The 21,334-nt window shown below is 63.3% G+C and carries 19 protein-coding genes and 1 pseudogene; 12 read left to right on the forward strand and 8 right to left on the reverse strand.

All coding sequences use genetic code 11. The features are described 5' to 3' along the window. Positions 1 to 152: 152 nt before the first annotated feature. Positions 153 to 1,121, reverse strand: coding sequence for a threo-3-hydroxy-L-aspartate ammonia-lyase (locus tag ACTHNZ_RS14920; protein ID WP_440543284.1), 969 nt, complete (start codon positions 1,119 to 1,121; stop codon positions 153 to 155). 55 nt (positions 1,122 to 1,176) lie between these two features. After that, on the reverse strand, positions 1,177 to 2,148 hold the full coding sequence (locus tag ACTHNZ_RS14925) for an ornithine cyclodeaminase family protein (RefSeq protein WP_440543285.1): 972 nt from the start codon (positions 2,146 to 2,148) through the stop codon (positions 1,177 to 1,179). Between the two features lie 171 nt (positions 2,149 to 2,319). On the opposite strand from ACTHNZ_RS14925, the pseudogene ACTHNZ_RS14930 reads away from it, so the two are divergent. The 3 genes and pseudogenes from ACTHNZ_RS14930 to ACTHNZ_RS14940 form a co-directional block, all read left to right on the forward strand. Continuing rightward, positions 2,320 to 2,388 (forward strand): annotated as a pseudogene (locus ACTHNZ_RS14930) (helix-turn-helix domain-containing protein); the annotation flags it as partial. A gap of 108 nt (positions 2,389 to 2,496) precedes the next feature. Beyond that, complete coding sequence (locus tag ACTHNZ_RS14935) at positions 2,497 to 2,868, forward strand: YciI family protein (RefSeq protein ID WP_440543286.1); 372 nt, start codon at positions 2,497 to 2,499, stop codon at positions 2,866 to 2,868. After that, positions 2,865 to 4,130: an RNA polymerase sigma factor gene (locus ACTHNZ_RS14940; protein WP_440543287.1), complete on the forward strand. Its 1,266-nt coding sequence runs from the start codon at positions 2,865 to 2,867 to the stop codon at positions 4,128 to 4,130. Before ACTHNZ_RS14935 ends, ACTHNZ_RS14940 begins: the two co-directional genes overlap by 4 nt. 52 nt (positions 4,131 to 4,182) lie before the next feature. Here ACTHNZ_RS14940 and ACTHNZ_RS14945 read toward each other — a convergent pair whose 3' ends face one another. From ACTHNZ_RS14945 to ACTHNZ_RS14970, 6 genes are all read right to left on the reverse strand, one after another. Beyond that, positions 4,183 to 4,569 carry a RidA family protein gene (locus ACTHNZ_RS14945; RefSeq protein WP_440543288.1) on the reverse strand — a complete coding sequence of 129 codons (387 nt, stop codon included), beginning with the start codon at positions 4,567 to 4,569 and terminating at the stop codon, positions 4,183 to 4,185. Between the two features lie 45 nt (positions 4,570 to 4,614). Further along, the gene (locus ACTHNZ_RS14950) at positions 4,615 to 5,364 is read right to left on the reverse strand and encodes an IclR family transcriptional regulator (protein WP_440543289.1); all 750 of its coding nucleotides are present in this window, start codon (positions 5,362 to 5,364) and stop codon (positions 4,615 to 4,617) included. A 104-nt stretch (positions 5,365 to 5,468) separates the two neighbouring features. Beyond that, positions 5,469 to 6,221: an amino acid ABC transporter ATP-binding protein gene (locus ACTHNZ_RS14955; protein ID WP_440543290.1), complete on the reverse strand. Its 753-nt coding sequence runs from the start codon at positions 6,219 to 6,221 to the stop codon at positions 5,469 to 5,471. Next, a complete protein-coding gene (locus ACTHNZ_RS14960) occupies positions 6,218 to 6,862 on the reverse strand; it encodes an amino acid ABC transporter permease (protein WP_440543291.1) in 645 nt (214 codons plus the stop codon). The genes ACTHNZ_RS14955 and ACTHNZ_RS14960 overlap by 4 nt, the downstream gene beginning before the upstream one ends. 21 nt (positions 6,863 to 6,883) lie before the next feature. Continuing rightward, positions 6,884 to 7,600 carry an amino acid ABC transporter permease gene (locus ACTHNZ_RS14965; protein ID WP_440543292.1) on the reverse strand — a complete coding sequence of 239 codons (717 nt, stop codon included), beginning with the start codon at positions 7,598 to 7,600 and terminating at the stop codon, positions 6,884 to 6,886. A 43-nt stretch (positions 7,601 to 7,643) separates the two neighbouring features. Beyond that, the gene (locus ACTHNZ_RS14970) at positions 7,644 to 8,480 is read right to left on the reverse strand and encodes an ABC transporter substrate-binding protein (RefSeq protein ID WP_440543293.1); all 837 of its coding nucleotides are present in this window, start codon (positions 8,478 to 8,480) and stop codon (positions 7,644 to 7,646) included. A gap of 510 nt (positions 8,481 to 8,990) precedes the next feature. Here ACTHNZ_RS14970 and ACTHNZ_RS14975 point away from each other — a divergent pair. From ACTHNZ_RS14975 to ACTHNZ_RS15015, 9 genes are all read left to right on the forward strand, one after another. Continuing rightward, positions 8,991 to 9,710 (forward strand): hypothetical protein, encoded by a 720-nt coding sequence (locus ACTHNZ_RS14975; RefSeq protein ID WP_440543294.1) that lies wholly within the window; start codon positions 8,991 to 8,993, stop codon positions 9,708 to 9,710. Next, a complete protein-coding gene (locus ACTHNZ_RS14980; RefSeq protein WP_440543296.1) occupies positions 9,707 to 10,564 on the forward strand; it encodes a DUF3037 domain-containing protein in 858 nt (285 codons plus the stop codon). Before ACTHNZ_RS14975 ends, ACTHNZ_RS14980 begins: the two co-directional genes overlap by 4 nt. A 100-nt stretch (positions 10,565 to 10,664) precedes the next feature. Then, a complete protein-coding gene (locus ACTHNZ_RS14985) occupies positions 10,665 to 11,480 on the forward strand; it encodes a DUF3348 domain-containing protein (RefSeq protein WP_440543297.1) in 816 nt (271 codons plus the stop codon). A gap of 9 nt (positions 11,481 to 11,489) precedes the next feature. Further along, positions 11,490 to 13,586 carry a DUF802 domain-containing protein gene (locus ACTHNZ_RS14990; protein ID WP_440543298.1) on the forward strand — a complete coding sequence of 699 codons (2,097 nt, stop codon included), beginning with the start codon at positions 11,490 to 11,492 and terminating at the stop codon, positions 13,584 to 13,586. Beyond that, on the forward strand, positions 13,583 to 14,227 hold the full coding sequence (locus tag ACTHNZ_RS14995) for an OmpA family protein (RefSeq protein ID WP_440543299.1): 645 nt from the start codon (positions 13,583 to 13,585) through the stop codon (positions 14,225 to 14,227). Before ACTHNZ_RS14990 ends, ACTHNZ_RS14995 begins: the two co-directional genes overlap by 4 nt. Continuing rightward, the gene (locus ACTHNZ_RS15000; RefSeq protein ID WP_440543300.1) at positions 14,208 to 15,047 is read left to right on the forward strand and encodes a DUF2894 domain-containing protein; all 840 of its coding nucleotides are present in this window, start codon (positions 14,208 to 14,210) and stop codon (positions 15,045 to 15,047) included. Before ACTHNZ_RS14995 ends, ACTHNZ_RS15000 begins: the two co-directional genes overlap by 20 nt. Positions 15,048 to 15,145: 98 nt before the next feature. Then, positions 15,146 to 17,785: a penicillin-binding protein 1A gene (locus tag ACTHNZ_RS15005; protein WP_440543301.1), complete on the forward strand. Its 2,640-nt coding sequence runs from the start codon at positions 15,146 to 15,148 to the stop codon at positions 17,783 to 17,785. A 224-nt stretch (positions 17,786 to 18,009) separates the two neighbouring features. Beyond that, on the forward strand, positions 18,010 to 19,218 hold the full coding sequence (locus ACTHNZ_RS15010) for an MFS transporter (protein ID WP_440543302.1): 1,209 nt from the start codon (positions 18,010 to 18,012) through the stop codon (positions 19,216 to 19,218). Between the two features lie 462 nt (positions 19,219 to 19,680). Further along, complete coding sequence (locus ACTHNZ_RS15015; RefSeq protein WP_440543303.1) at positions 19,681 to 21,192, forward strand: hypothetical protein; 1,512 nt, start codon at positions 19,681 to 19,683, stop codon at positions 21,190 to 21,192. Positions 21,193 to 21,334 lie beyond the last annotated feature (142 nt).

A 21,334-nucleotide genomic window follows, 5' to 3' on the forward strand; every position in this document is an offset into this window, starting at 1 on the left:
AGCCAACCGGCCGTCCGGAGCCCGCGCCCCGCATCCGCGCCCCAACGGGCGCGGGCGATGCGCAAAACGCTATTGTAGCCGGTGCGCGCCGCCCAGCCGGATTTGGCCCCTCGCGCCGTGCGAGCCGCATCCCGGTTTCCCGCTCGCGCAACCTACCCGGCCGCGAGCAAGCAGAAGCGCTCGAGGTCGATGTTGCCGCCGCTGATGAGCACGCCGACGCGCTTGCCCTTGAGCGCGTCCTTCGAATTGAGCACGCCGGCCAGCCCGAGGCACCCCGTCGGCTCGACGATCATCTTCATCCGGGACGCAAAAAACTTCATCGCGCCCACCAGTTCGGCATCCGACGCCGTCAAGATGTCGTTGACGTCGCGTTTGATGATGCCGAACGTGTAGTTGCCGAGATGTTGGGTCTGCGCCCCATCCGCGATGGTCTTCGGCGTATCGATATGGACGATGCTGCCGCTGCGCAGCGAACGCTGGCCGTCATTCCCGGCTTCCGGCTCGACACCGTACAAGACGCATTGCGGCGCGAGCGCGCGCGTCGCGAGCGCCGTGCCCGAGAGCAGCCCGCCGCCGCCGAGCGGCACGAACAGATAGTCGAGCGCGCCGACTTCCTCGAACAGTTCCTTCGCGGCTGTCCCTTGCCCGGCGAGCACGTCCGGGTGGTCGTAAGGCGGGATCAGCGTGAGGCCCTGCTCATCGGCCAGACGGCGGCCGATCGCTTCGCGGTCTTCCGAATAACGGTCGTACACCACGACCTGGGCGCCGTACCCTTTCGTGGCAGCGACCTTCGCCGGGGGCGCATCGTGAGGCATGACGATCGTGGCCGGCATACCCAAGATCTTTGCGGAGAGAGCGATCCCCTGCGCGTGATTGCCCGACGAGAAAGCCACGACGCCGGCCTTGCGCTGCGCCGGAGAAAATTTCGACAGCGCGTTGAAGGCACCGCGGAACTTGAACGCGCCCATGCGCTGAAAATTCTCGCACTTGATGAAAACCTCGGCGCCGACGCGTTCATTCAGCGTGCGCGAGGTATGCACCGGGGTGCGATTGGCCACGCCGGCGATGCGCGCCGCCGCGGCCTCGACGTCGGCATAGGTGGGAAGTTCGTAGGTAGTCATGGTCGTTTCGCAAGTCCAATGCCAATGCCGACGTTTGTGTCGACGTCGATGTCGCTCACCACGGCCATGGAACCGCCGTTCCGAGCCCTTGTTCGATCGCGTGCTCGTACACGAAGCGCGCAACCGTCAAATCCTGCAGCGCGATTCCGGTCATGTCGAATACCGTCACGTCGGTTGCCGAGCGATCCGCTGCCGGCGCCGCGGCCAGAAGATCGCCGATCTCCGTGCACGGCAACTGGGCCGCCCATTGGCACTCGCCGATGCTGCGCGCCTGGGTTACGTCGTCCACGACGATGCGCGCGCGCTCCAACACGCCCGCCGGCAGCTCGCGCTTGCCGGCCGTATCGGCCCCCACGCAAGTCAGGTGCGTGCCCGGCTGAACGGCAACGGCATCGAACAGCGGACCACCGCCCGGGGTGGCCGTGATGACGACGTCGCTGGCCGCCACGGCATCGTTGCGGTCGCGCGCCGGGCCGATGCTGCAACGGCCTTCGAATACCGCTTCGAACGAGGGCGAGCGCGCTCCGTCGGCCGTCACATATTGCACCTCGCGAAGATGCGGCAATACTTTCAGCGCATAGTCGAGTTGGACACGCGCCTGCACGCCGGTGCCGAAAACGCAGATTCTGCTGCTTTCGCGGCGTGCCAGCAACTGCATTCCCAAGCCGCCCGCGGCGCCCGTGCGTGCCGTCGTAATCGCGTTGCCGTCCATGATGCAGAGCGGGCGGCCCGTGTGGGGGTCGAACAGCGCGATCGTTGCCTGATGGGGCTCGCCGCCCCGGCCCGGATTGGCCGGCCAGAATCCCGCCGCCTTGAAGCCCAAAAGGTCCCGGCTGGCGACATCGCCGGATTTGATCCCGAACACGCCCCCAGTCTGCAGCTTCGTGCGGACGACCGGAAATACGCGTCCCGCCCGCTGGCTATGTAAGACGAAGGCGTCGCGAACCGCCGCCATGACCTGGTCTGCGGTGAGGCTCGGCGCTACGACGTCGCGATCGAGGAGGAGGAGCTGGGCGTTTGTTGGCATATCGTCGGTGGGATGACGGTTCGATCGCTGAACGGTGGGCTGATGACTTTACATTGTGTCTAATTGTATACGAACAGTCAACCTCAAAAAGCCCTGGCATCATGCGACATGCCTCGTCCTCGACAGTTGGCCCGCCTCGAGCCATGAGGCCGCCGGCACGCCGGCAAGGCCCGATCGATGGAGACGATCGCCCAGCACCTGGGCGTATCGCGCGCCACCGTCTATAACGACGCCAGGTAGCGCGACGATTTTTTTGTCGCCGCTTGTCCGTTGGCCACCCGTGCGCGCGTCATGGTGACGGCGGCACGATTTCGCCGCATCCGCCGGAATCCAACCAAGGAGGCTCGCATGCAATATCTGTTGATGATCTACTCGAACGAAAGCGACTGGCACCAGCTGACGGACGCGGAGCGGGAAGAAAGAGTCGGCGCCTATCGCGCCTATACCGAATCGTTGCGCAGCGCGGATGTCGTGCGCGGACTGAACCGGCTGCAGCACACGAACACCGCCACCACGGTGCGGCTCGTCGACGGCAAGCCGCACGTGCTGGACGGGCCGTATTCGGATTCGAAGGAGCAACTGGCCGGCTACTATTTGATCGACGCCCCCGACCTCGATGCGGCGATCGCGTGGGCGGCGCGCTGCCCGGGCGCAAGCCACGGCGTCATGGAGGTCCGCCCGATCTGGACGATTCCCTGCGAATCGCCAACCGGCGCATGACCATGTCCGGGCGCGACTGCGAAGCAGACGCTACCGCCCGGGCAGTCGCCGAAGACGTGGCGCGGCGCAGCTACGGCAAGCTCGTCGCGCTCTTGGCGATGCGCACGCGCGACGTGGCGGCGGCAGAAGACGTGCTGGCCGACGCCTTCGCGGCCGCACTGATCGATTGGCCCAAGCGCGGCTGCCCCGCCAATCCCGAGGCGTGGCTGATGACGGTCGCGCGACGGCGTGCGATCGATGCCGCGCGTCATCGGCGCGTGGGCGATCAACTGATGACCGAATTCGTGCTGCTCGCCGACGAGATCGACGAGCGCGATCCCAGCGCCCTGCCCGACCGCCGTTTGGCCCTGCTCTTCGCATGCACGCACCCCGCGCTCGAGGCGACGATCTGCACGCCGTTGATGTTGCAGGTCGTGCTGGGACTCGACGCGAAAACGATCGCATCCGCGTTCTTGACGTCGCCCGCGGCAATGGGGAAACGCCTAGCGCGAGCAAAGGGCAAGATCCGCGACGCGGGCGTTCCGTTCAGCGTCCCCGAGCGCGACGAGCTGCCGCGGCGGCTGGCAGCCGTGCTCGACGCTATCTATGCGGCATTTGCGGAAGGGTGGAGCGATCCGGTCGGCGGCGATACCGTGCGGCACGATCTGGCCGGCGAAGCATTGTTCCTCGCGCAGTTGCTCGTCGAACTGCTGCCGCAGGAACCGGAAGCGCTCGGCCTGCTTTCGTTGATGTTGTTCGCGCACGCGCGGCGCGACGCACGACGCGATGCGGCGGGCGATTATGTGCCGCTATCGGAGCAGGACCCGTCACAGTGGAACGCGCCGATGATCGATGCCGCCGATGCACTGCTGCTGCGCGCGAGCACCTTCAAAGCAATCGGGCGCTTTCAATTGGAAGCCGCGCTGCAGTCGGCGCACGTGCACCGTTGCAGGACCCGACGGCCGAACTGGGACGAGGTCGTGCAACTCTACGACGCGCTGCTCGTCATCGCGGCATCGCCGGTGATTGCCGTGAACCGGGCGCTGGCAGTGGCCGAATGCGAAGGCCCCCGCGCGGCGCTCGATGCGCTTGCGCCCTACGCGAACGATCCGCGCCTCGCGCAATATCAACCGTATTGGGCTGCGCGAGCCGACCTGCTCGCGCGTGCGGGTTCCACAGCGGAAGCGCTCGGTGCCTACGACATGGCGATCGGTCTCGAGCGCGACCCGGCGCTGCGGAAGTTTTTGCAACGCCGACGCGCGCAGGCGCAGACGAAGGACTGACGGCCGTGGCCCATCGACGGGCGGACGCCGCGCAGTGGGCGGGCAAACCGCCTCAAACGGCGGGCTTCTTATAAGCGACGCAATCGACCTCGACTTTGCAGTCGATCACCATGCTCGACACCACGCAGGCGCGCGCGGGCGGATGTTCGCCGAAGTACTCGCGGAACACCTTATTGAACGATGCGAAATCGCGCGGATCGTCGAGCCATACCCCGCAACGCACGACGTCCTGCGCGCCATAGCCCGCTTCCTCGAGAATCGCGAACAGATTCTGGATTGCCTTGTGCGACTGCTCGACGATGCCGCCGTTCACGACCTCGCCGTTTTCCATCGGCGTCTGACCCGACACATAGAGCCAGCCGTCTGCCTGCACCGCGCGCGCGAACGGCATGTGCTGACCGCCGGTGCCCTTACCGCCCTCTACGCCATAACGCTTCATCAAACTCTCTCCTTTGGTTGCGGTTGCGCCTAGCGGCGCCCCTTTTCATCTTTCCGACAGCGCCTTCGCGGACTGCAAGAGATCCTCAAGCATGGCGCTGCGCCTACCCGGATCCGTATCGCGGGCAGTCATGAAGCAAAGCGCGGCCGTCGGAAACCCCGCGCGGTCGCGAATCGGCGCGGCCATGCAAAGCCTGAATGCGTTCGATAGCCCTTCCGTGCAGCAATACCCGTGCTCCTTTGCGCTATGCACGTCGCGCATGAATTCGTCGAACTCGATCCGCACGCCGTTGTCCAGCACGAAATCGTCGCTCGGAATCAGCGCCCGGATCTCGTCCGCGCTCAGATGGCCGAGCAGCAGACGTCCCGTGGCGGTCCACGGAATCGGCACCCTGACGCCGATGTCCGACGTAATGTTGAACGGCCGCGCGCTGTTCTCGGACAACACGACCGTATACTTATTCCCTTCGAGCATGCACAACTGTGTCGTCTCGTCGTACTTCCTCACCAATGCGAGGATCGCTTGATGCGCGCGGCTGATGAGGTCGTTGTGCGTCGAATAGTCCGACCCGTAGTAGTGCATTTCGCGTCCGAAGAACACGCTGCCGTCCGCCGTCGTTTCGAGCAGCCCGGCCTCCGAAAGAATCGCGACCAATTCGTAGATGCTCGAGCGCGGCGCACCGGTCGCCTCGATCAATTCGCGCATGCTCATCGGGCGTTGAGCGATATGCAATTGCCGAAACATCGCAATGACACGATCCACGCCCCTCGCCCGCGACGATTCTGCTGCAGCCATTCATCCGCTCCGTCTATGCTTTCATTCGGTCAGTTTTTGCCAAGCGGTCGAAGTTTACCGTGGCGCGGCAGGACGCGGCCACGACGGCGGCAATGCCGCCGCATTCAATGATCGAGCACGCGGTGCAGGAACTGCCGCGTCCGCTCGTTCGCGGGATTGACGAAGAGATGCTCCGGGTCGCCCTGTTCGGCAATGACGCCTTTGTCCATGAACACGACGCGGTCGGCCGTTTGGCGCGCGAAGCCCATCTCATGCGTGACGACCACCATCGTCATCCCGTCTCGCGCCAACCCTCGCATGACCTCGGTGACTTCGCCGACCAACTCGGGATCGAGCGCGGAGGTCGCCTCGTCGAAAAACATGATGCGCGGCTCGACCGCCAGCGCGCGCGCAATCGCCACTCGCTGCTGCTGACCACCCGACAATTGGCTCGGATAGTGCTCCGCGCGATCGGCGAGACCGACGCGCTCGAGGGCTTCCATGCCGCGTTTGCGCGCGTCGGCCGGGCTCATGCGCCGCGCCTTGATCAGCGCGAGCGTGACGTTGCCGAGCGCCGTCTTGTGCGGAAACAAGTTGAATTGCTGAAACACCATGCCTACGTGGCCGCGGATTTCCTTGGCGCGCCGCGCATCGTGCAGCGGTACCTCTCCCACCCAGACCTCTCCGGAATCCGTCGTCTCCAAGCCGGCCATGATGCGCAGCACCGTGCTCTTGCCTGAGCCCGAGGCCCCGATGAGCACCACGACTTCACCGGGGCTCACCTCGAGATTGATCTCCTTCAATACATGCGTCGCACCGAACGACTTGCTGACGCCCGCGAGCGAGATGACGGGCTTGATTGGGCTTTGATCGGTCACGACAGCCTCCTGCGATCATGGTGGCGCACCCATTGCGAAATGGGGAAGCACACGACAAAGTAAATTAACGCGACGAGCCCGTAGATTTCGACAGGCCTTCCGATCCGATCCACGATGGCTTGGCCGCCGTGCATCAGCTCGGACATGCCGATCATGCTGACGATCGACGTGTCTTTGATGAGCGACAGATATTGGCCGACCAGCGGCGGCAACACGATCTTGCCCGTTTGCGGCAACACGACGAACGCGAACGTTTGCGCGCGGCCGAGACCGAGGATCTGCGACACCTCCCATTGCCCTTTGGGCACGGCCTCGATCCCGGAGCGGAAGATCTCGGCGATATAGGCGCCCTGATAGACGCTCAGGCCGATGGCCCCCGCCGCGAAAACGTCGATGGCGTAGCCGAAGTAGGACACGCCGAAGTAGATGAACATCAGCGTGATCAAAACCGGCGTGCCGCGAAAGAGCTCGATGTACGTCTGCGCGATGCGCGGCGTGCCCCACGGGCCGAACGAGCGCAACACGGCTGCGATCAAGCCCAGCAGCGTCCCGCCCACGATCGACGCCACGGACAGCAGCACCGTCGTGACGAGCCCCTCGAAGAGAATCGATAAGCTGCTTCTCAGCAATTCGATTGACATGGTCTTCCTCCGTTGCGGCAATCAAGCCCGATTGGTCCGGCGCATCGCGAAGCCGCCGAAACGGGCGCGCTTACGGAGCGGCAACGGGGGGCGGAAAACCCGCGCGCCGAGCTGACCGGCAAGCCAAGACAGCACATTGCTGAGCACGAGATACGCGGCCAGCGTCACGGCGAACGTTTGGATGTAGAGCAGCGTCCGCCCATTGATGACGGTGGCCGTCCCGGTCAACTCGGGCAGCGCAATGGCCGACAGCAGCGACGTGCCGAGCAGCAGCTGAATCAGATAGTTGACGATCGCGGGGTACACCGCGCGGGCCGCCTGCGGCAATACCACGCTCATGAAGATTTGCCCCGGCTCGAGGCCGAGAATGCCGGCCGCCTCGATCTGTCCGCGCGGCACCGACGCAATGCCGGCACGAAACACCTCCGACAAATAGGCTCCGACGTTCAGCCCCAATGCAAGCACGCCCGCCCAATACGCGTTCAGCGAAATCCCCGCCGACGGCAGACCGAAAAAGACGATGAAGATCTGCAAAAGAACGGGCGTGTTGCGGATGACCTCCACATAGCATCGGGCAATGAACCGCATGAAACCGATCGGCGAGGCGCCGGCGATCGCGGTCGCCAAGCCGAGCACGACCGCGAGCGCGAACGAAAGCACCGTTACCTGTAGCGTCAGCCAGGCCGCCTGCAAGAACTCCGGGACATAGCCCCACAACGTCAGCCACTGGTAACTCATCTAAGCCTCCACTTCGTTCGCGGCGCGCCGGCACCCTTCATCCTCAGAACTGCGGGTTCAGCGGATAGTGCGGATCGACACCGAACCACTTCTTGTAGAGTTGCGCGTTGAGCTTCGACGCGTTGATGTTGAAGAGGAACAGATTCAGATAGTTGAGCCATTCCTGATCCCCGGCCTTGACGCCGAACGCGTTGTACTCGAGCGGCACCAGTGCTTCGTTCGTGACCACGAGGTCAGGGTCGAGCTTGGCTTGGTAGGCGAGGAAGTTGTTGTCCTCGATCATGGCGTCGGCCTGCCCTTGCTTCACGGCCAAAATGGCGGCCTGGGAGCTGTCGTATTCCTGGATCTTGACCGGAATGCCCATCGAGCGGACTTCATCGCCGTTCGTCGAGCCCTTCACGGTGGCAATCGTGCGATTCGCCATATCTTTTGCCGATTGAATGCCGCTACTCTTTTTGACGAGCAGTGCCTCGCTGGCAACGACGTATGGCGTCGTGAAGTCGATCACCTTCGCGCGTTCGAGATTGCGTGTGAAGTTGCAGAAGACGACGTCGACCTTGCTTGTCTGAAGATTCGGAATGCGGTTCGCACTCGTCGTATTGACGATTTCGAGCTTCACGCCCATCTCTTTCGCAAGCTCTTTCGCGAGATCGACGTCATAGCCGTCCGGCTGACCGTTCTTGTCGTAGAAGCCGAACGGCGCGAACGTCAGACAATCGCCGACGCGCAGCGTGCCGCGCTGGAGAACGGCTTGAAGCGTGGAAGACGAAGAGGCTGCGGCTTGATCCGGCGTCGACACCTTCGTGCAGCCCATCATCGCGAGCAGCCCGGCAACAGCGAGCAAATAGGCAGCCTGGGCGCCCCGTTTGGCGAGTTTCATGTCAGTCCTTATGGCGAAAGAAGAGTCAGGGACGGGCAGTCGGCCTCGACGCCTGGTGGCAAGCTTCAGAAAACCGGCGGGGCCTCGGTCGTACCGTCCGATATACCAGACATCTATCTGCTACATCGGACTGATATCGAGTGTTGGAGGTTAAAAACCTCGATGCAACTGGACTGATTCCGGATTGCCGATAGAATTTTGGCGGTATAGGAAACTGGCGCTGTCATCACCCGCACCGTCGGTCCTGCACAATCAGCGCTTACCCTCCACCATGTGCATTTGCCGTGGATAGCGCTCGTTAAACGCCCCAAGCTCATCGCCGCGCGGTCGAACGTCCCGCGATCCGAGCGGGCAACACAACTTAGGCCATTCCAACGGTCCTAGTTTTCGATCGATACCACTCTCGGTCATCGAGGCGTGCTAACGTGCGGACATTTACACCGTCCTGGATCAAGACGCTTGCGATAGCTTCATCACCGCCGCACGCTCCCCCTGCGCTGCATTCTTTATATGAGCCAACGTACTTTTCTTCCGATACCGATAGAACACGAGGAGCCGTACTCGGATTCCAAAGACCTCAAACTAATTGGCTATACGAAGGATCGGATTAGATACGCGATCAAGCGCGTGCAAGATGGGGAGCTTCTGCCCATTTCCGAATGGATCGGCCACCGGCTTTGCGAACTCTGTGGAATCCCGGTTCCGGAATATCATGTCGTCGAGTGCATCGACGGACAATTGGCTTTCGGATCGCGCTGGGAAGACACGGCCGAGCAAATCAGCCCCGCTGGGCCAATGCGAGCGATGGAACTGCTTGCGGATCACGCCTCGGACATTTCAGCGATCTTTGCCGTCGATCAATTCTTTTCCAATCCAGATCGGCACGTCGGCAATTATCTTTTCGTGCGCCGTGCGCAGACGCCGATGTGCCTCGCGATGGATTTCTCTCGCGCGGGGCCAGCCGATCAGATTCCGATGGGAATGCTTCCGCTCGACCCGGTCTGTAGCACCCTGGTCGTGATCGAACAGATCATTCGCGGCCGCTTGAAGAAGTTCGACTCGGCCTCGTTCAGCCAAGCGAAGGCGCGACTGGCCGCCATCAAACCCGGCGAGTTCTATGCGATCGTCGACGATGCACCAGATGAATGGTTCGACATGATCACGCGGGATGAGCTGCGCCGATGGTGGGATAATGAGCGCTTGGTCCGCGTAGCCGGGATAGCACCATGACATCGTACATCGCTCGATACTGCACCCTTCAGTTTCAGCCGCACCCCAACAGGACAGAGCATGTCAACTATGGAATAGTGGTATTCATGCCGTCCGGAGGCGTGCGGGTACATATCGCGAACAACTTGCGTAAGATCAAAGCGCTTGCCCCGAGCGCGAGTATCGAGCAACTACGTGCCCAAGAAAACGACATCCCACTGGTTGTCGGCGATGCTGGTTGCGATGACGCACTTCGCCTGCTGGAAGCGCTTAGAGTGCTGCGCCCCCAAGCCGTTTCGCACCTTGGAACGTTTCGGTTCGAAACGGAAGCCGACTACGTCAAGCATGCCAAGCTTGCCTTAGCGACCCAATGCGAGACCCCGGTTTCGCGCGGCCGCTCGCGCGAGGCCCGCTCCCGGCTCTTCTACGATGTGAGGGATCGTTTTCAATTGCTTGGAATATTGGCGGACGACAAAGCAGCGTTACCCGACCACCAAGTCGTAGAGCACTACATGCCGGACCCAGAGGCCGACGTCAAAGTCGAGTTCGCGCTCCAGAATGGAATCTTGCGGGTCGCACAAACGGTCGATCTGCGTGCCGACGACCGCGATCTCGTCACCTCACAGCACAAGAATGCAGCCTATAGCAAGGCCTACGCGATTCACTACGCGAAGACACAACTGGAATCGGTGGGCCTCAGAAGCTACGTGATAGTGGCCGGCGCACACTCTCCCGCCGCAGATAAGGTGCTGACAGCGATACGCGCCGATGCGGACGCTGTCTTGGATTGGGAGAATCGCTCAGATATGGAGCGTTTCTTTGGTGAGTGGGCCGACGCAGCCGGACACCCCCTGCCTTTCCTTCCGACCAATTAGCGGGAGCCAACGGTCATCGGACGCCACTGCCCCGTTTAAATGGGGTGTGGACCACCCCTCCCCCAGGGCGTGTAAACTGCTGCCTTTTTTGCTCGTGGCAATGGTGCATGCTCCTGGGCGCCAGGCCTTCAGCGGCCCGGCACTCATCCGCCTTCTCGCTCGTCTGACGGACGCCCGCTTTTCGGAGTCCGGGCCGCCGCTCGCCGATCGACTGGTCCAATGGCTCGGCTGGACCGATGCAATTGCATTGTCCTCCGCGCTGAGCACCGACGCGCCCGCCGGCTGCTCGCGCGAGCGCATGCCCGAGGACGCCGAAGACGCGCTCTGCGCACGCGTGCGGACGTCGTTGACCAACGCGATCGCTCGCGAGGCCACGCTTGCACCGCAGCGGGAGCGGCGGCATAGTCACGCGCGCCATCGTCAGGACCATGCAGCGGCCGATGTGGCACCGGAGTACGCAGCGTTTCGCCAGCGCTATCTCGCCCTACAGGAAGAGATGGAAACCGCGATCGGCAATCTGCGCGCCGTATTGCGCGGCATGCTCGCGTCGCGCGGCGGCGCGACGTCGCGGCTCGCTCAAGTGGATGCGGTCATGGAGCGCGTGCTCGGCGTGCGCGAGCACAATGCGCTAGCCGCCGTGCCGGGGCTCCTCGCTGCGCATTTCGAGCGCCTGCGCGACGCGGAACTGGCCACGAACGGGCATGCGCAAGCTGAGCCGGGCGCCCTGCAAGACGGACAGCAAAACACCGTGCCGGACGCGGCATCTCGGGCAACGCCCGCGATCGATCCCCCAAAGGTGAAGGACGGCCCCTGGCTCGATGCGTTCCGCAAGGACATGCAAAGCGTGCTGTTCGCCGAGCTCGACATTCGTTTTCAACCGGTCGAAGGGCTGCGCGCGGCTCTTCGCGCCTGCTAACAGGACCTTATGTCCAGATATCGCCTCGATCTTCTCGTCTTCCTTTCCGGGCTCGGCGTCGTCTGCTGGATCGGCGCGGGCTATGCCATCACCAACCCGATCGCGTTCGCGGTCACGCTGTTGATCGGCCTCTGCTACGTCGCGGGCGCGCTCGAGTTGCACCGCTTCCAACAGTGCACGTCGAGCCTCGTGCAGGCCGTGGCAGAACTCACGGCACCACCGCCGAGCCTCGATGCGTGGCTCGAACGTCTGCATCCGGCGCTGCGCGGCGCGGTGCGGCTGCGCGTCGAAGGCGAGCGCGCAGCGTTACCGGGACCATCGCTGACGCCCTATCTGGTGGGGCTGCTGGTGCTGCTTGGCATGTTGGGCACGCTGCTCGGCATGGTGACGACGTTGCGCGGGACCGGTGCCGCGCTCGACAGCGCGACGGATCTCGCGGCGATCCGCGCGTCGCTGGCCGCGCCGATCAGAGGCTTGGGCTTCGCATTCGGCACGTCGATCGCCGGCGTTGCGACATCCGCGATGCTCGGGCTGCTGTCGGCGTTGTGCCGGCATGAACGGCTCGAGGCCGCACGGCAACTCGACGAGCGCATCGTCACCAAGCTACGCACGTATTCGCAAACATGGCGGCGCGAGGAGAGCTTCAGGCTACTGCAGCGCCAAGCCGACACCATGCCGGTGCTCGTCGATCGACTGCAATCGATGATGGCCGCGATCGAACGGACGAGCCTCGCACAGCAGGAGCAGCAGCTCGCGAATCAACAAGCGCTGCATGCCGCGGTCGAGAAGGCCTATACGACGCTCGCGTCGTCGGTGGGCCGGTCGTTGCGCGACAGCGCGGCCGAAAGCGCGCGCGGTGCGAGCGCAGCGATTCAGCCCGTCGTGCAGTCGACGATGGAGGGGCTGTCGCGCGAGGTCACGGCGCTCGGAGCGACTGTCTCGCGTGCCGTGCAACAGCAGCTCGAGAGTCTGTCGACCGGCTTCGAAGCCAGCACGGCCACCGTGGCGAACCTGTGGACCACGGCGCTCGAGCAACAGCAGCGTGCGCAAGCAGCATTCGTCGACGAGTTGCGCATGGCACTCGAACGCTTCACCGGCACGTTCGAGCAACGTTCGTCGGCGTTGCTCGATAGCGTGTCGGCGCGTGTCGATGCCGGCGTCGGCAGCGTCTCCGCCGCATGGAACAGCGCTCTGACACGACAAGAATGCGCAAGCGAGGCGCTGGCGGCACAGCACGAACGAGCCCTTGCCGAGTCGGTCGAAACGTTCGAGCAGCACGCCGCATCGCTGCTGCGCACGCTCGATGAATCGCACAAAGACCTGCAGCAGCAACTGGCAACCCGCGACGAAGCGCGGCTGCAGGCATGGGCAAGCGCGGTCGATGCCATGGCAAAGTCGCTCGGCGATACCTGGCGGCAAAGCGGCGAGGACACGGCGACCCGCCAACAGGCCATCTGCGACACGCTCGCGCGGACCGCGCGCGACATCGCCGCGCAAACCGAGGCACATGCGGCCGGTACGATCGCCGAGATCGCGCGGCTCGTGCAAGCCGCCTCGGAAGCACCGCGCGCCGCGGCCGAGGTGATCGCCGAGCTGCGCCAGAAGCTCTCCGACAGCATGGTTCGCGATACGGCGATGCTCGACGAGCGCGCGCGCCTGCTCGAAACGCTGGGCACGTTGCTCGATGCCGTCAACCATGCATCGACCGAGCAGCGCGGCGCCGTAGATGCACTGGTATCCACGTCGGCCGACTTGCTCGCGCGCGTCGGCTCTCAGTTCGCCGACACGATCGATACCGAAACACGCAAGCTCGGCGGCGTCGCGGCGCAACTCACCGGCAGCGCGGTCGAAGTCGCGAGCCTCGGCGATGCGTTCGGCGCTGCCGTGATGGAATTCGGCGCATCGAACGAAAAGCTCGTCTCTCATCTGCAGCGGATCGAATCCGCGCTCGATCGGTCGCTCACGCGCAGCGACGAGCAACTGGCGTACTACGTGGCGCAGGCCCGCGAGGTCATCGACCTGAGCATGCTGTCGCAAAAGCAGATCGTCGAAGACTTGCAGCAACTTGCAGCGCAGCGCGCATCGAGCGGAGCCGAGACGGCATGAGCGACGAGATCGACGGCGGCGCGGAGCCGACCGCGCCGGTCTGGGCCGCTTTCGCCGACTTGATGTCGGTGCTCGTGGGTGCCTTCGTGCTGATTCTGGTGGGCGTGATCGGCTTGCAACTCGAACTGTCGGCACGCCTCGAAGACCAGGTGAAGCAGCGGCAAGTCGAGGCGCAGCGGCGTAAGACGCTCGAGCAGGCGCTCGCCGGCCCGCTCGCGGCTGGGCGCGTCACGCTCGTGAACGGACGCATCGGGATCAGCGGCGCCCTGCTGTTCGCGCTGAATTCCGATCAGTTGCAGCCGGAAGGGCGCGAACTGCTGAAGTCGCTGGCAGGTCCGCTCATCGTTTATCTGCGCTCGCACGACGAAATTCTGATGGTCAGCGGCTTCACCGACGACCACCAAGTGCGCGCCGGCAACCGGCGCTTCGCCGACAACTGGGAGCTGTCCGCGCAGCGCGCCCTCACTGTGACGCGCGCGCTGATCGAGGCCGGCGTTCCCGCACAATCCGTGTTCGCGGCCGCATTCGGCTCGCAGCAGCCGGTCAGCTCGAACGGCGACGAGACAGGGCGGGCGAAGAATCGCCGCGTTGAAATCGCACCGGTGCCGAAACGATCCAGCGATGCCGCAAAGCATGAGTAGCGACGTGCGAGGCGGTATCGAAAACACGTCCGACATGGCGGACGTGCGCGCGACGCTCGAAGGATGGCGCACACGAGGCGCCGACCGCGTGAACCCCATGCGCTTTCGCTTCATCGACGCGCTGGCGCGGCGCGCGGCCCGTTATGAGGGCGATGCGCGACGCGTGCTCGATGAACGGCTCGCGGCTTGGATTGCCGACTATGCGGCTGCGGTCGAACTCGCCGACAGTGAAAGCGAAAGCAAGCGCGACGCCGGACCCGAAACCCAAACCATTACCGGAACCAGTACCGACGCCGACGTCGAAGCCGGGGCACCCCACGGCAATCCCGCGCGATCATCGGCGGCCCCTGCCAGCCAGACCTCGACGAGAAACGCGCCGAGCCATACCGCGCTCGCCAAGCTCGTCGGCCTACTGACGAGCCGGCCAACGATCGCGACGGAAAGCGAATCCCACGGGCCGAACGACGTGCAGCCTCCCCTTCGGCGCGATCGTTCGCCGGACTTGCCCATGCTCGACTACTTCCGCGAGACGTGGTCTCGGTTCAACACCGAAAAGCAGTTGCGAGAATCGCTCGAACAGGTGCCGGACAATGCGGGCCCGCTCAATTCGCATAGCCTGATGCATCGCGCGCTCTCGCTGATGCGAGCGGTGTCGCCCGGTTATCTCCAGCATTTTCTGTCGTATGCCGAGACGCTGTCTTCGATGGAGCAACTGAGCGGCCCCGGCCCCGCGACTGGTGCGAGCCTCGCTCCGTCCTCCGTCGCACAAACGGCGCGCGCGGGCGGCGCCAAGAAACGCCCGCGGGCCAAAGCACGTTAGCGCCGCACTAGGCCTCGGGCAGAAGAGAAACCGCGAACCGGGCGCAACCGGCTGTTTGATACCATGCACCCTTTCCAAGACAGGCCGACGGCAGCGCGATGCACCGATTTTTGACGACCGCACGGGATTTTTGCATTAGATGGGCGGGCCGCGCGGCTCGGCTCGCGGCGCTATGCTTTCATCTCGTCGCGGCATTGATCGGCCTCGGTGCTGAACTGGCGAAGCCCGCACTCGCCGCCGCTTGGTACCACATGCGCCATCCGACGCGGCGCGGCGTGCTGCTCACGCTTGCCGCACCACCCGCGCTCGTCCTGTTGTACGTGATCGTGCTGATTCCGTTCACGCCGAGCATCAGCGACATCCGCAAGGCGCGCGTCGATCGGCCTGCTCAGATATTGTCGGCAGACGGCAAGCTGCTCGCCGAATTCAAGCCGTCGAATCGAGAATGGGTGACGCTCAAAGAGATCTCGCCCTACATGATCGATGCCTTGATCTCGACGGAAGACCATCGCTTCTACCAGCATCACGGGATCGACTGGAAGCGCACCTTGTCCGCCGCCCTGCACACGTTCGGCGGCAACCGCCAAGGCGGCTCGACGATCACGCAGCAGCTCGCGCGCAACCTATACCCCGACGAAGTGGGCCGCGCCCCGACGCTCACGCGCAAGATCAAAGAAGCCATCACGGCGGAAAAGATCGAGATGGCCTACAGCAAGGACCAGATTCTCGAAACCTACCTCAACACGGTGCCGTTCCTCTACAACGCGTACGGCGTCGAAATGGCGGCGCGCACCTACTTCGACAAATCGGCCGACGACCTGGATATTCTCCAAGCCGCCACGCTCACGGGCATGTTGAAGGGCAACAGCTACTACAACCCCGTGATCAACCCCGAGCGCGCGCTGCAGCGGCGCAACACGGTGCTCGGGCAGATGGTCAAGTACGGCAAGCTCTCACAGGCCGCCTACGAGAAGCTGAAGGCGAAGCCGCTGTCCGTCGATTTCGAGCGCCAGGTAGAGCCGCCCGGCCCCGCCCCGCATTTCGCGCAGCAATTGCGCAAATGGCTGATCGGCTGGGCCGATGCGAACGGCTACAACATCTATTCCGACGGTCTCGTCGTTCATACGACGATCGATTCGCGCCTGCAGGCGATGGCAACCGCGGCAGTCAAGCAGCAAGCCAATCAATTGCAGTCGAGCGCCAATGCGCAATGGAGCGGCCGCACGGGCTGCTCGCCGTCGAACGACCTGTTCGAGACATTCATGCGCGAGTCGCCCGAGTATCGGAGCGCGCGTAGCGCAGGCCTCACCGACGCGCAGGCGCTGAAGCAACTCGGTGCCGACCGCAGCTTCGTGCGCGACCTCTGCCGCCAGAAGATCGAAGTGCAGGCAGGGTTTCTCGCGATCGACCCGCGCAACGGTCAAATCAAGGCGTGGGTGGGGAGCCGCGATTTCGCCGACGAACCGTTCGATCACGTCCAACAGGCGCGCCGCCAGCCCGGCTCCACGTTCAAGCCGTTCGTCTACGGCGCGGCCTTCGCGGCCGGCGCGAAGCCGACTGATACGTTCATGGATCAGAACGTCGAAATCCCCCTGAAAGGCGGCGAAATCTGGCGTCCGAGCGATGAGGATCCGCCGACCGACAAGCCGATGACGCTGCGCAATGCGTTGGCCTACTCGAACAACCGCGTCACGGCGCAGTTGATCGAGCAGATCGGGCCGGACCGCGTCGCGCGTTTGGCTCGAAAGATGGGTGTGCGCGACAGCACGCTCGACCCGGTCCCTTCGCTCGCGCTCGGAACGAGCCCGGTGACGGTCAAGGAAATGGTCTCTGCCTATGCGACGATCGCGAACGACGGCGCCTATCTCGAGCCGCGCATGGTGACGAGCATCGACGACCGCAACGGCAACGTGCTCGCGCAATTCGAAGCCGCATCGCCCGAGCAAGCACTGCCGGTCGCGGCGGACCGAACGCTGATCGACGTCATGCGCGACGTCGTCAACCACGGCACCGGAGCAAGCATCCGCTCGCGCTTCGGCATCCGTGCCGATGTGGCGGGCAAGACCGGCACGACGCAAGACAATGCCGATGGCTGGTTCATTCTGATGCATCCGCAGCTCGTCGCGGGCGCCTGGGTCGGATTCGACGACGGCCGCGTGACGTTCGGCAGCAATCGCCGCAGCGATGGAGCGCATACGGCGCTGCCGATCGTCGGCGAATTCTTTCAGCGAGCGCTGCATGCGCGGCTCGTCGATTCGCGCGTGCGCTTCGACACCGAAGTGCAGCCGAGCACGTTCGACGTGTTCCGCGACAAGCTGCGTGCGTGGATAGCGTGGTTGTCCGGATCGAAGCAGCCGCCGGCAGCGCCCGCGCCGGTGCATCATGCGCCGCCGGTCAGGGCGCCTGCCGCATCGTCCGCCGCGCCTTCGTCGGCGGCGTCCGTCGCCGCACCGGCTTCCCCGGCCTCGGCAAACGTGCCGGCGCCGGCATCGGCGCCATTGCCGGCATCCGAGCCGCCGCTGATCGGGGTGCCGGCGAGTGGCGCGCCAACGTCGTCATCGGGAACGTCGACGGGCGGTACGGCGCCGCAGCTGGCGCCGACCATTTTGCCGCCTGGCTCCGGCGAGCCGGCAAACGGGGCGCCGCACGGAAACGGCGGATTCCCGCCGGCAGGCGCTGGGTCATCACCGACGCCCACGCCTGATGTGCAAGAAACACCGTCGTCCGGCGGGCCTTGATTTCGCCAGCCTATGGACGCTTACGGTGATCCGCCCGCAACACGGCGATTTACGAGGCTTCTGACTATCAGCGGACAGCGAGCCAACGTGGGCGCCAAGGTGCCACCGTTGGAAACGTCGACTCCCTGACGCAAAGCGGACCTGCGTTGCTGCAAGCGAACTTATCCCGGCGCCACTAGAATGGCTGCTTTCGGGTAAACACCACTTGGTTACGGCAGTCGGCAATGCACCAGATTGAAGCGGCAAAGAGCAAAACGGGCTGGGTCATTCTCGCTTTGGCGGTGGGCGGCTTCGCGATCGGCGTGACTGAATTTGCGACGATGAGCGTGTTGCCGCTATTCGCCCGCGGGCTCGGCATCAGTGCTCCGGTAGCCGGTCATGTGATCAGCGCCTATGCGCTGGGGGTGGTGATCGGCGCCCCCGCCCTGGCCGTGCTCGGCGCGCGGCTCGATCGCCGCGATCTGCTGATCGCGTTGATGGCGTTGTTCGTCGCCGGCAACACGCTGAGTGCGCTCGCGCCGAGCTATCACTGGATGCTCTTCTTTCGTTTCATCAGTGGATTGCCGCACGGCGCTTATTTTGGCGTCGCCGCACTCGTCGCAACCTCGCTCGTGCCGGCGAACCGCCGCACCGCCGTCGTAGGCCGCGTGTTCCTCGGGCTGACGTTCGCCACGATCGTTGGCGTGCCGTTCGCCAATTGGCTCGGTCATGCGCTCGGCTGGCGCTGGAGCTTCGGTTTCGCGGCATTGATGGGTGCCGCGACGATGAGCTGTGTGCGCCTATGGGCCCCCTCGACGCCGGCAGCCGCCGGCGCAAGCCCGCTGCGCGAACTGAGCGCCCTCCAGCGCGGGCAGGTCTGGTACACGCTCGGCATCGGTGCAATCGGTTTCGGCGGGCTATTCGCGGTCTATACGTATCTCGCCAACGTCCTGGCTTCCGTCACGCATGCATCGATCGGCGCCGCGTCGCTCGTCCTAAGTGTGTTCGGCATCGGCATGACGATCGGCAACATCGTCGTGCCGATGTTCGCCGATCGCGCCGTGATGCGCACCGCAGGGCTCTTGCTCGTCTGGAGCGCCTTGACGCTGCTCGCATTCCCCCTCGCGGCCGCCAACATCTGGACAATCGCGCTGGACGTCTTCCTGATCGGCGTAGGCGGCTCGCTCGGCACCGTGCTGCAAATCCGCTTGATGGACGTTGCCGAAGATGCGCAAAGCCTGGCCGCCGCACTCAATCATTCGGCGTTCAACACGGCCAATGCGCTCGGGCCATTTCTGGGCGGGCTGGCGATCGCCGGTGGATTCGGCTGGACTTCGCCGGGATGGGTAGGCGCGCTGCTTGCCGTCGCCGGCCTCGGGGTTTGGGCGATGGCCGGCCTCGCACAGCGCAGTGCCGATCGTCGGGCGGCGCAATCGGCGCGCAACGCCGCATAAGTGCGCAGGCTGCGGCGCGTCAACGCTGTCGATGACGGACGGCGGGCGCACGCTCCCCCCTGCAGCACTGGCCTGCCAATGCAGCGCCAGACGATTGAGCAAAATCCCTATTGCTGGGTAAAACGCCTGAACGTTCCTGCATAAGACATGACCCTCGAGATATCCGCGCCCCTTGCGATGCCCGAGGTAATCGAATTCAATTCAATCTCCCAAGATCTGGTTTTCTAGAAAAAAATCGAATAGCCAGATGCGCTAGAGTATAGCGACGATGGGAGACCATCCGGCGCAGCACCCCATTTCATTATCTCGGTATCGCAGCCGCGAGGAAAGCGCACGCACATCGGGAATACCTCCGTAATCGACCGTCAACGAGCAGCAGAATGGCGCATCAAAGGAAACGTCGAGTTTGATCCGCATTGCTAATCCATTCTTTATCGCACGATTGTTAATAAAGAGGCAAACATGGCTTACGGCATCACGATCACCACAAAGGCAACCGTTGGGGGCATCACGGACAGCTTTCCGCTCGGCGCAGCGGTAACAGGCATGACGCCCGGGGAGCAGTACACCGTTCAGTGGGCCAACGACAAAGGCATAGTGTTCGAACACAATGATCTACCAGTCATTCAATCTTTGGACGACGGCACGGTTGGCACGAACTCCGGAACTCAAATGGCTCGCGCGACGACTGCGCAAGCCGTCAAATTTACGGCCAATCTCATGTATCGCGGCGTGAAGGTCAAGTCCAGCACGCCAGTCACCATTTCCTTTCAAGCGCTGTCTTCCAGTTTCAAATTTACCACCGACAAGCTATTCGCTCCGTCAATCGGATATGGCATTCTCTCGGCGGTGAACATCGTCAAGGTGGTCGTAACCGTTACCGATTCAAGTGAAAATCCTGTGGAAGGCGCGGAAGTTCAATGGCTCACATCGCCTGCGACGAGCACGCTTCACGTCTATCAGGATGCTTCGGGCACGAAGGCGCCTACGGACGGCGGCATCCCATTCTCGCTTTCAGCAACTTCGACCGGGGAAGCGACGGCCTATTTCGCCGACGACAGAAGCCATCAATATTTGCTCACTCCCCAGGTCCTGGGGAGTGGCGTGCCATTGCAATCGACGGTTGTCTTCGCGGGAACTGATGGAGAAACGGCGAACTACAAAAGCTTCCTCGTTCCCGGCATCGACTCGGATAGTAACGGGCATGAATATCTTAATATCAGCTCGGATGAAACCCAATTCATGGCGCAGCCTCGGGACGACGTAAGACAAGCAAATCAGTACGATTCATTTTTTGCCCTGATGAACGATAGCCTGATCACAACCACGACTACGACGATTGCCCAGCTTCCGCCGGAGATACCGGTGGGTTACGCGGCCTTGAAGCCGCCGCTAACGGAAATCACCCAGAACGTCCCGCCTGCCGACATGAATCAGCTGGTCTATTTCGTTCAGGACGCGAAAGGCAGCGTGTCTATGAGCACACCCTTCAGGTTCTATAGCGTGGGGGAATGGGCAGGGAACGTGCCGGATCTATCTCCGAATCTCAATCGCATTCTAAATCAAGCGCAGGTGGCTCCGCCGTCCCCCAACTTCAACATCACCACGGATACGATCGACAAGTACCACGAACTGAGGGTGTATCTCCCCATACTCCAGGGAAAATATTCCGGGAAAACGGCCACCGTCCTGTTCTATCTGAATGGTTATTATAAGAACGACCATAAGAGTGGCCTCAGCGGCCAAGAAAGGCATAGCGGCCCGGACTCCCCGGGCCTAACGATGCAGGTTCAGATTTCGGCCGGCGTGGCGACGAAGGTTGTTCTGCCCTACCCATTGATTTTCGGTTACGCGCTCGGCCCGAAGTCTCAGATGGCATATTCCTACATCGATTATTACATCGACTTGGGAAATGGTCAGCTTGACTACAGCGTCTACCCCATCGAATACGGAACGGATACGGACTATCCGTGATCCCTGCTTTCCCGCACGAGGCTGATGCACGAGGGTTTTGACCATACCTATTTATTTCGGCGCGCGCGATGCGCGCGCCGAGGAATGCGCCGATCATGAAAATCACCTTGCTGCTCGATGCCCCCGATGGCCATATGTTGAC

It is taken from the genome of Trinickia sp. (genome assembly GCF_051953955.1).
GTDB lineage: Bacteria > Pseudomonadota > Gammaproteobacteria > Burkholderiales > Burkholderiaceae > Trinickia.

Bases quoted from the DNA above. Each gene is read 5' to 3' on its own strand.
- ACTHNZ_RS15000 (WP_440543300.1), top strand. From the start codon at position 14,208: ATGCCGCAAAGCATGAGTAGCGACGTGCGAGGCGGTATCGAAAACACG.
- ACTHNZ_RS14970 (WP_440543293.1), bottom strand. From the start codon at position 8,480: ATGAAACTCGCCAAACGGGGCGCCCAGGCTGCCTATTTGCTCGCTGTT.
- ACTHNZ_RS14935 (WP_440543286.1), top strand. From the start codon at position 2,497: ATGCAATATCTGTTGATGATCTACTCGAACGAAAGCGACTGGCACCAG.
- ACTHNZ_RS14920 (WP_440543284.1), bottom strand. From the start codon at position 1,121: ATGACTACCTACGAACTTCCCACCTATGCCGACGTCGAGGCCGCGGCG.
- ACTHNZ_RS14940 (WP_440543287.1), top strand. From the start codon at position 2,865: ATGACCATGTCCGGGCGCGACTGCGAAGCAGACGCTACCGCCCGGGCA.
- ACTHNZ_RS14925 (WP_440543285.1), bottom strand. From the start codon at position 2,148: ATGCCAACAAACGCCCAGCTCCTCCTCCTCGATCGCGACGTCGTAGCG.
- ACTHNZ_RS14965 (WP_440543292.1), bottom strand. From the start codon at position 7,600: ATGAGTTACCAGTGGCTGACGTTGTGGGGCTATGTCCCGGAGTTCTTG.
- ACTHNZ_RS14985 (WP_440543297.1), top strand. From the start codon at position 10,665: ATGGTGCATGCTCCTGGGCGCCAGGCCTTCAGCGGCCCGGCACTCATC.
- ACTHNZ_RS14990 (WP_440543298.1), top strand. From the start codon at position 11,490: ATGTCCAGATATCGCCTCGATCTTCTCGTCTTCCTTTCCGGGCTCGGC.
- ACTHNZ_RS15010 (WP_440543302.1), top strand. From the start codon at position 18,010: ATGCACCAGATTGAAGCGGCAAAGAGCAAAACGGGCTGGGTCATTCTC.
- ACTHNZ_RS14960 (WP_440543291.1), bottom strand. From the start codon at position 6,862: ATGTCAATCGAATTGCTGAGAAGCAGCTTATCGATTCTCTTCGAGGGG.
- ACTHNZ_RS14995 (WP_440543299.1), top strand. From the start codon at position 13,583: ATGAGCGACGAGATCGACGGCGGCGCGGAGCCGACCGCGCCGGTCTGG.
- ACTHNZ_RS14975 (WP_440543294.1), top strand. From the start codon at position 8,991: ATGAGCCAACGTACTTTTCTTCCGATACCGATAGAACACGAGGAGCCG.
- ACTHNZ_RS15005 (WP_440543301.1), top strand. From the start codon at position 15,146: ATGCACCGATTTTTGACGACCGCACGGGATTTTTGCATTAGATGGGCG.
- ACTHNZ_RS14950 (WP_440543289.1), bottom strand. From the start codon at position 5,364: ATGGCTGCAGCAGAATCGTCGCGGGCGAGGGGCGTGGATCGTGTCATT.
- ACTHNZ_RS14945 (WP_440543288.1), bottom strand. From the start codon at position 4,569: ATGAAGCGTTATGGCGTAGAGGGCGGTAAGGGCACCGGCGGTCAGCAC.
- ACTHNZ_RS15015 (WP_440543303.1), top strand. From the start codon at position 19,681: ATGGCTTACGGCATCACGATCACCACAAAGGCAACCGTTGGGGGCATC.
- ACTHNZ_RS14980 (WP_440543296.1), top strand. From the start codon at position 9,707: ATGACATCGTACATCGCTCGATACTGCACCCTTCAGTTTCAGCCGCAC.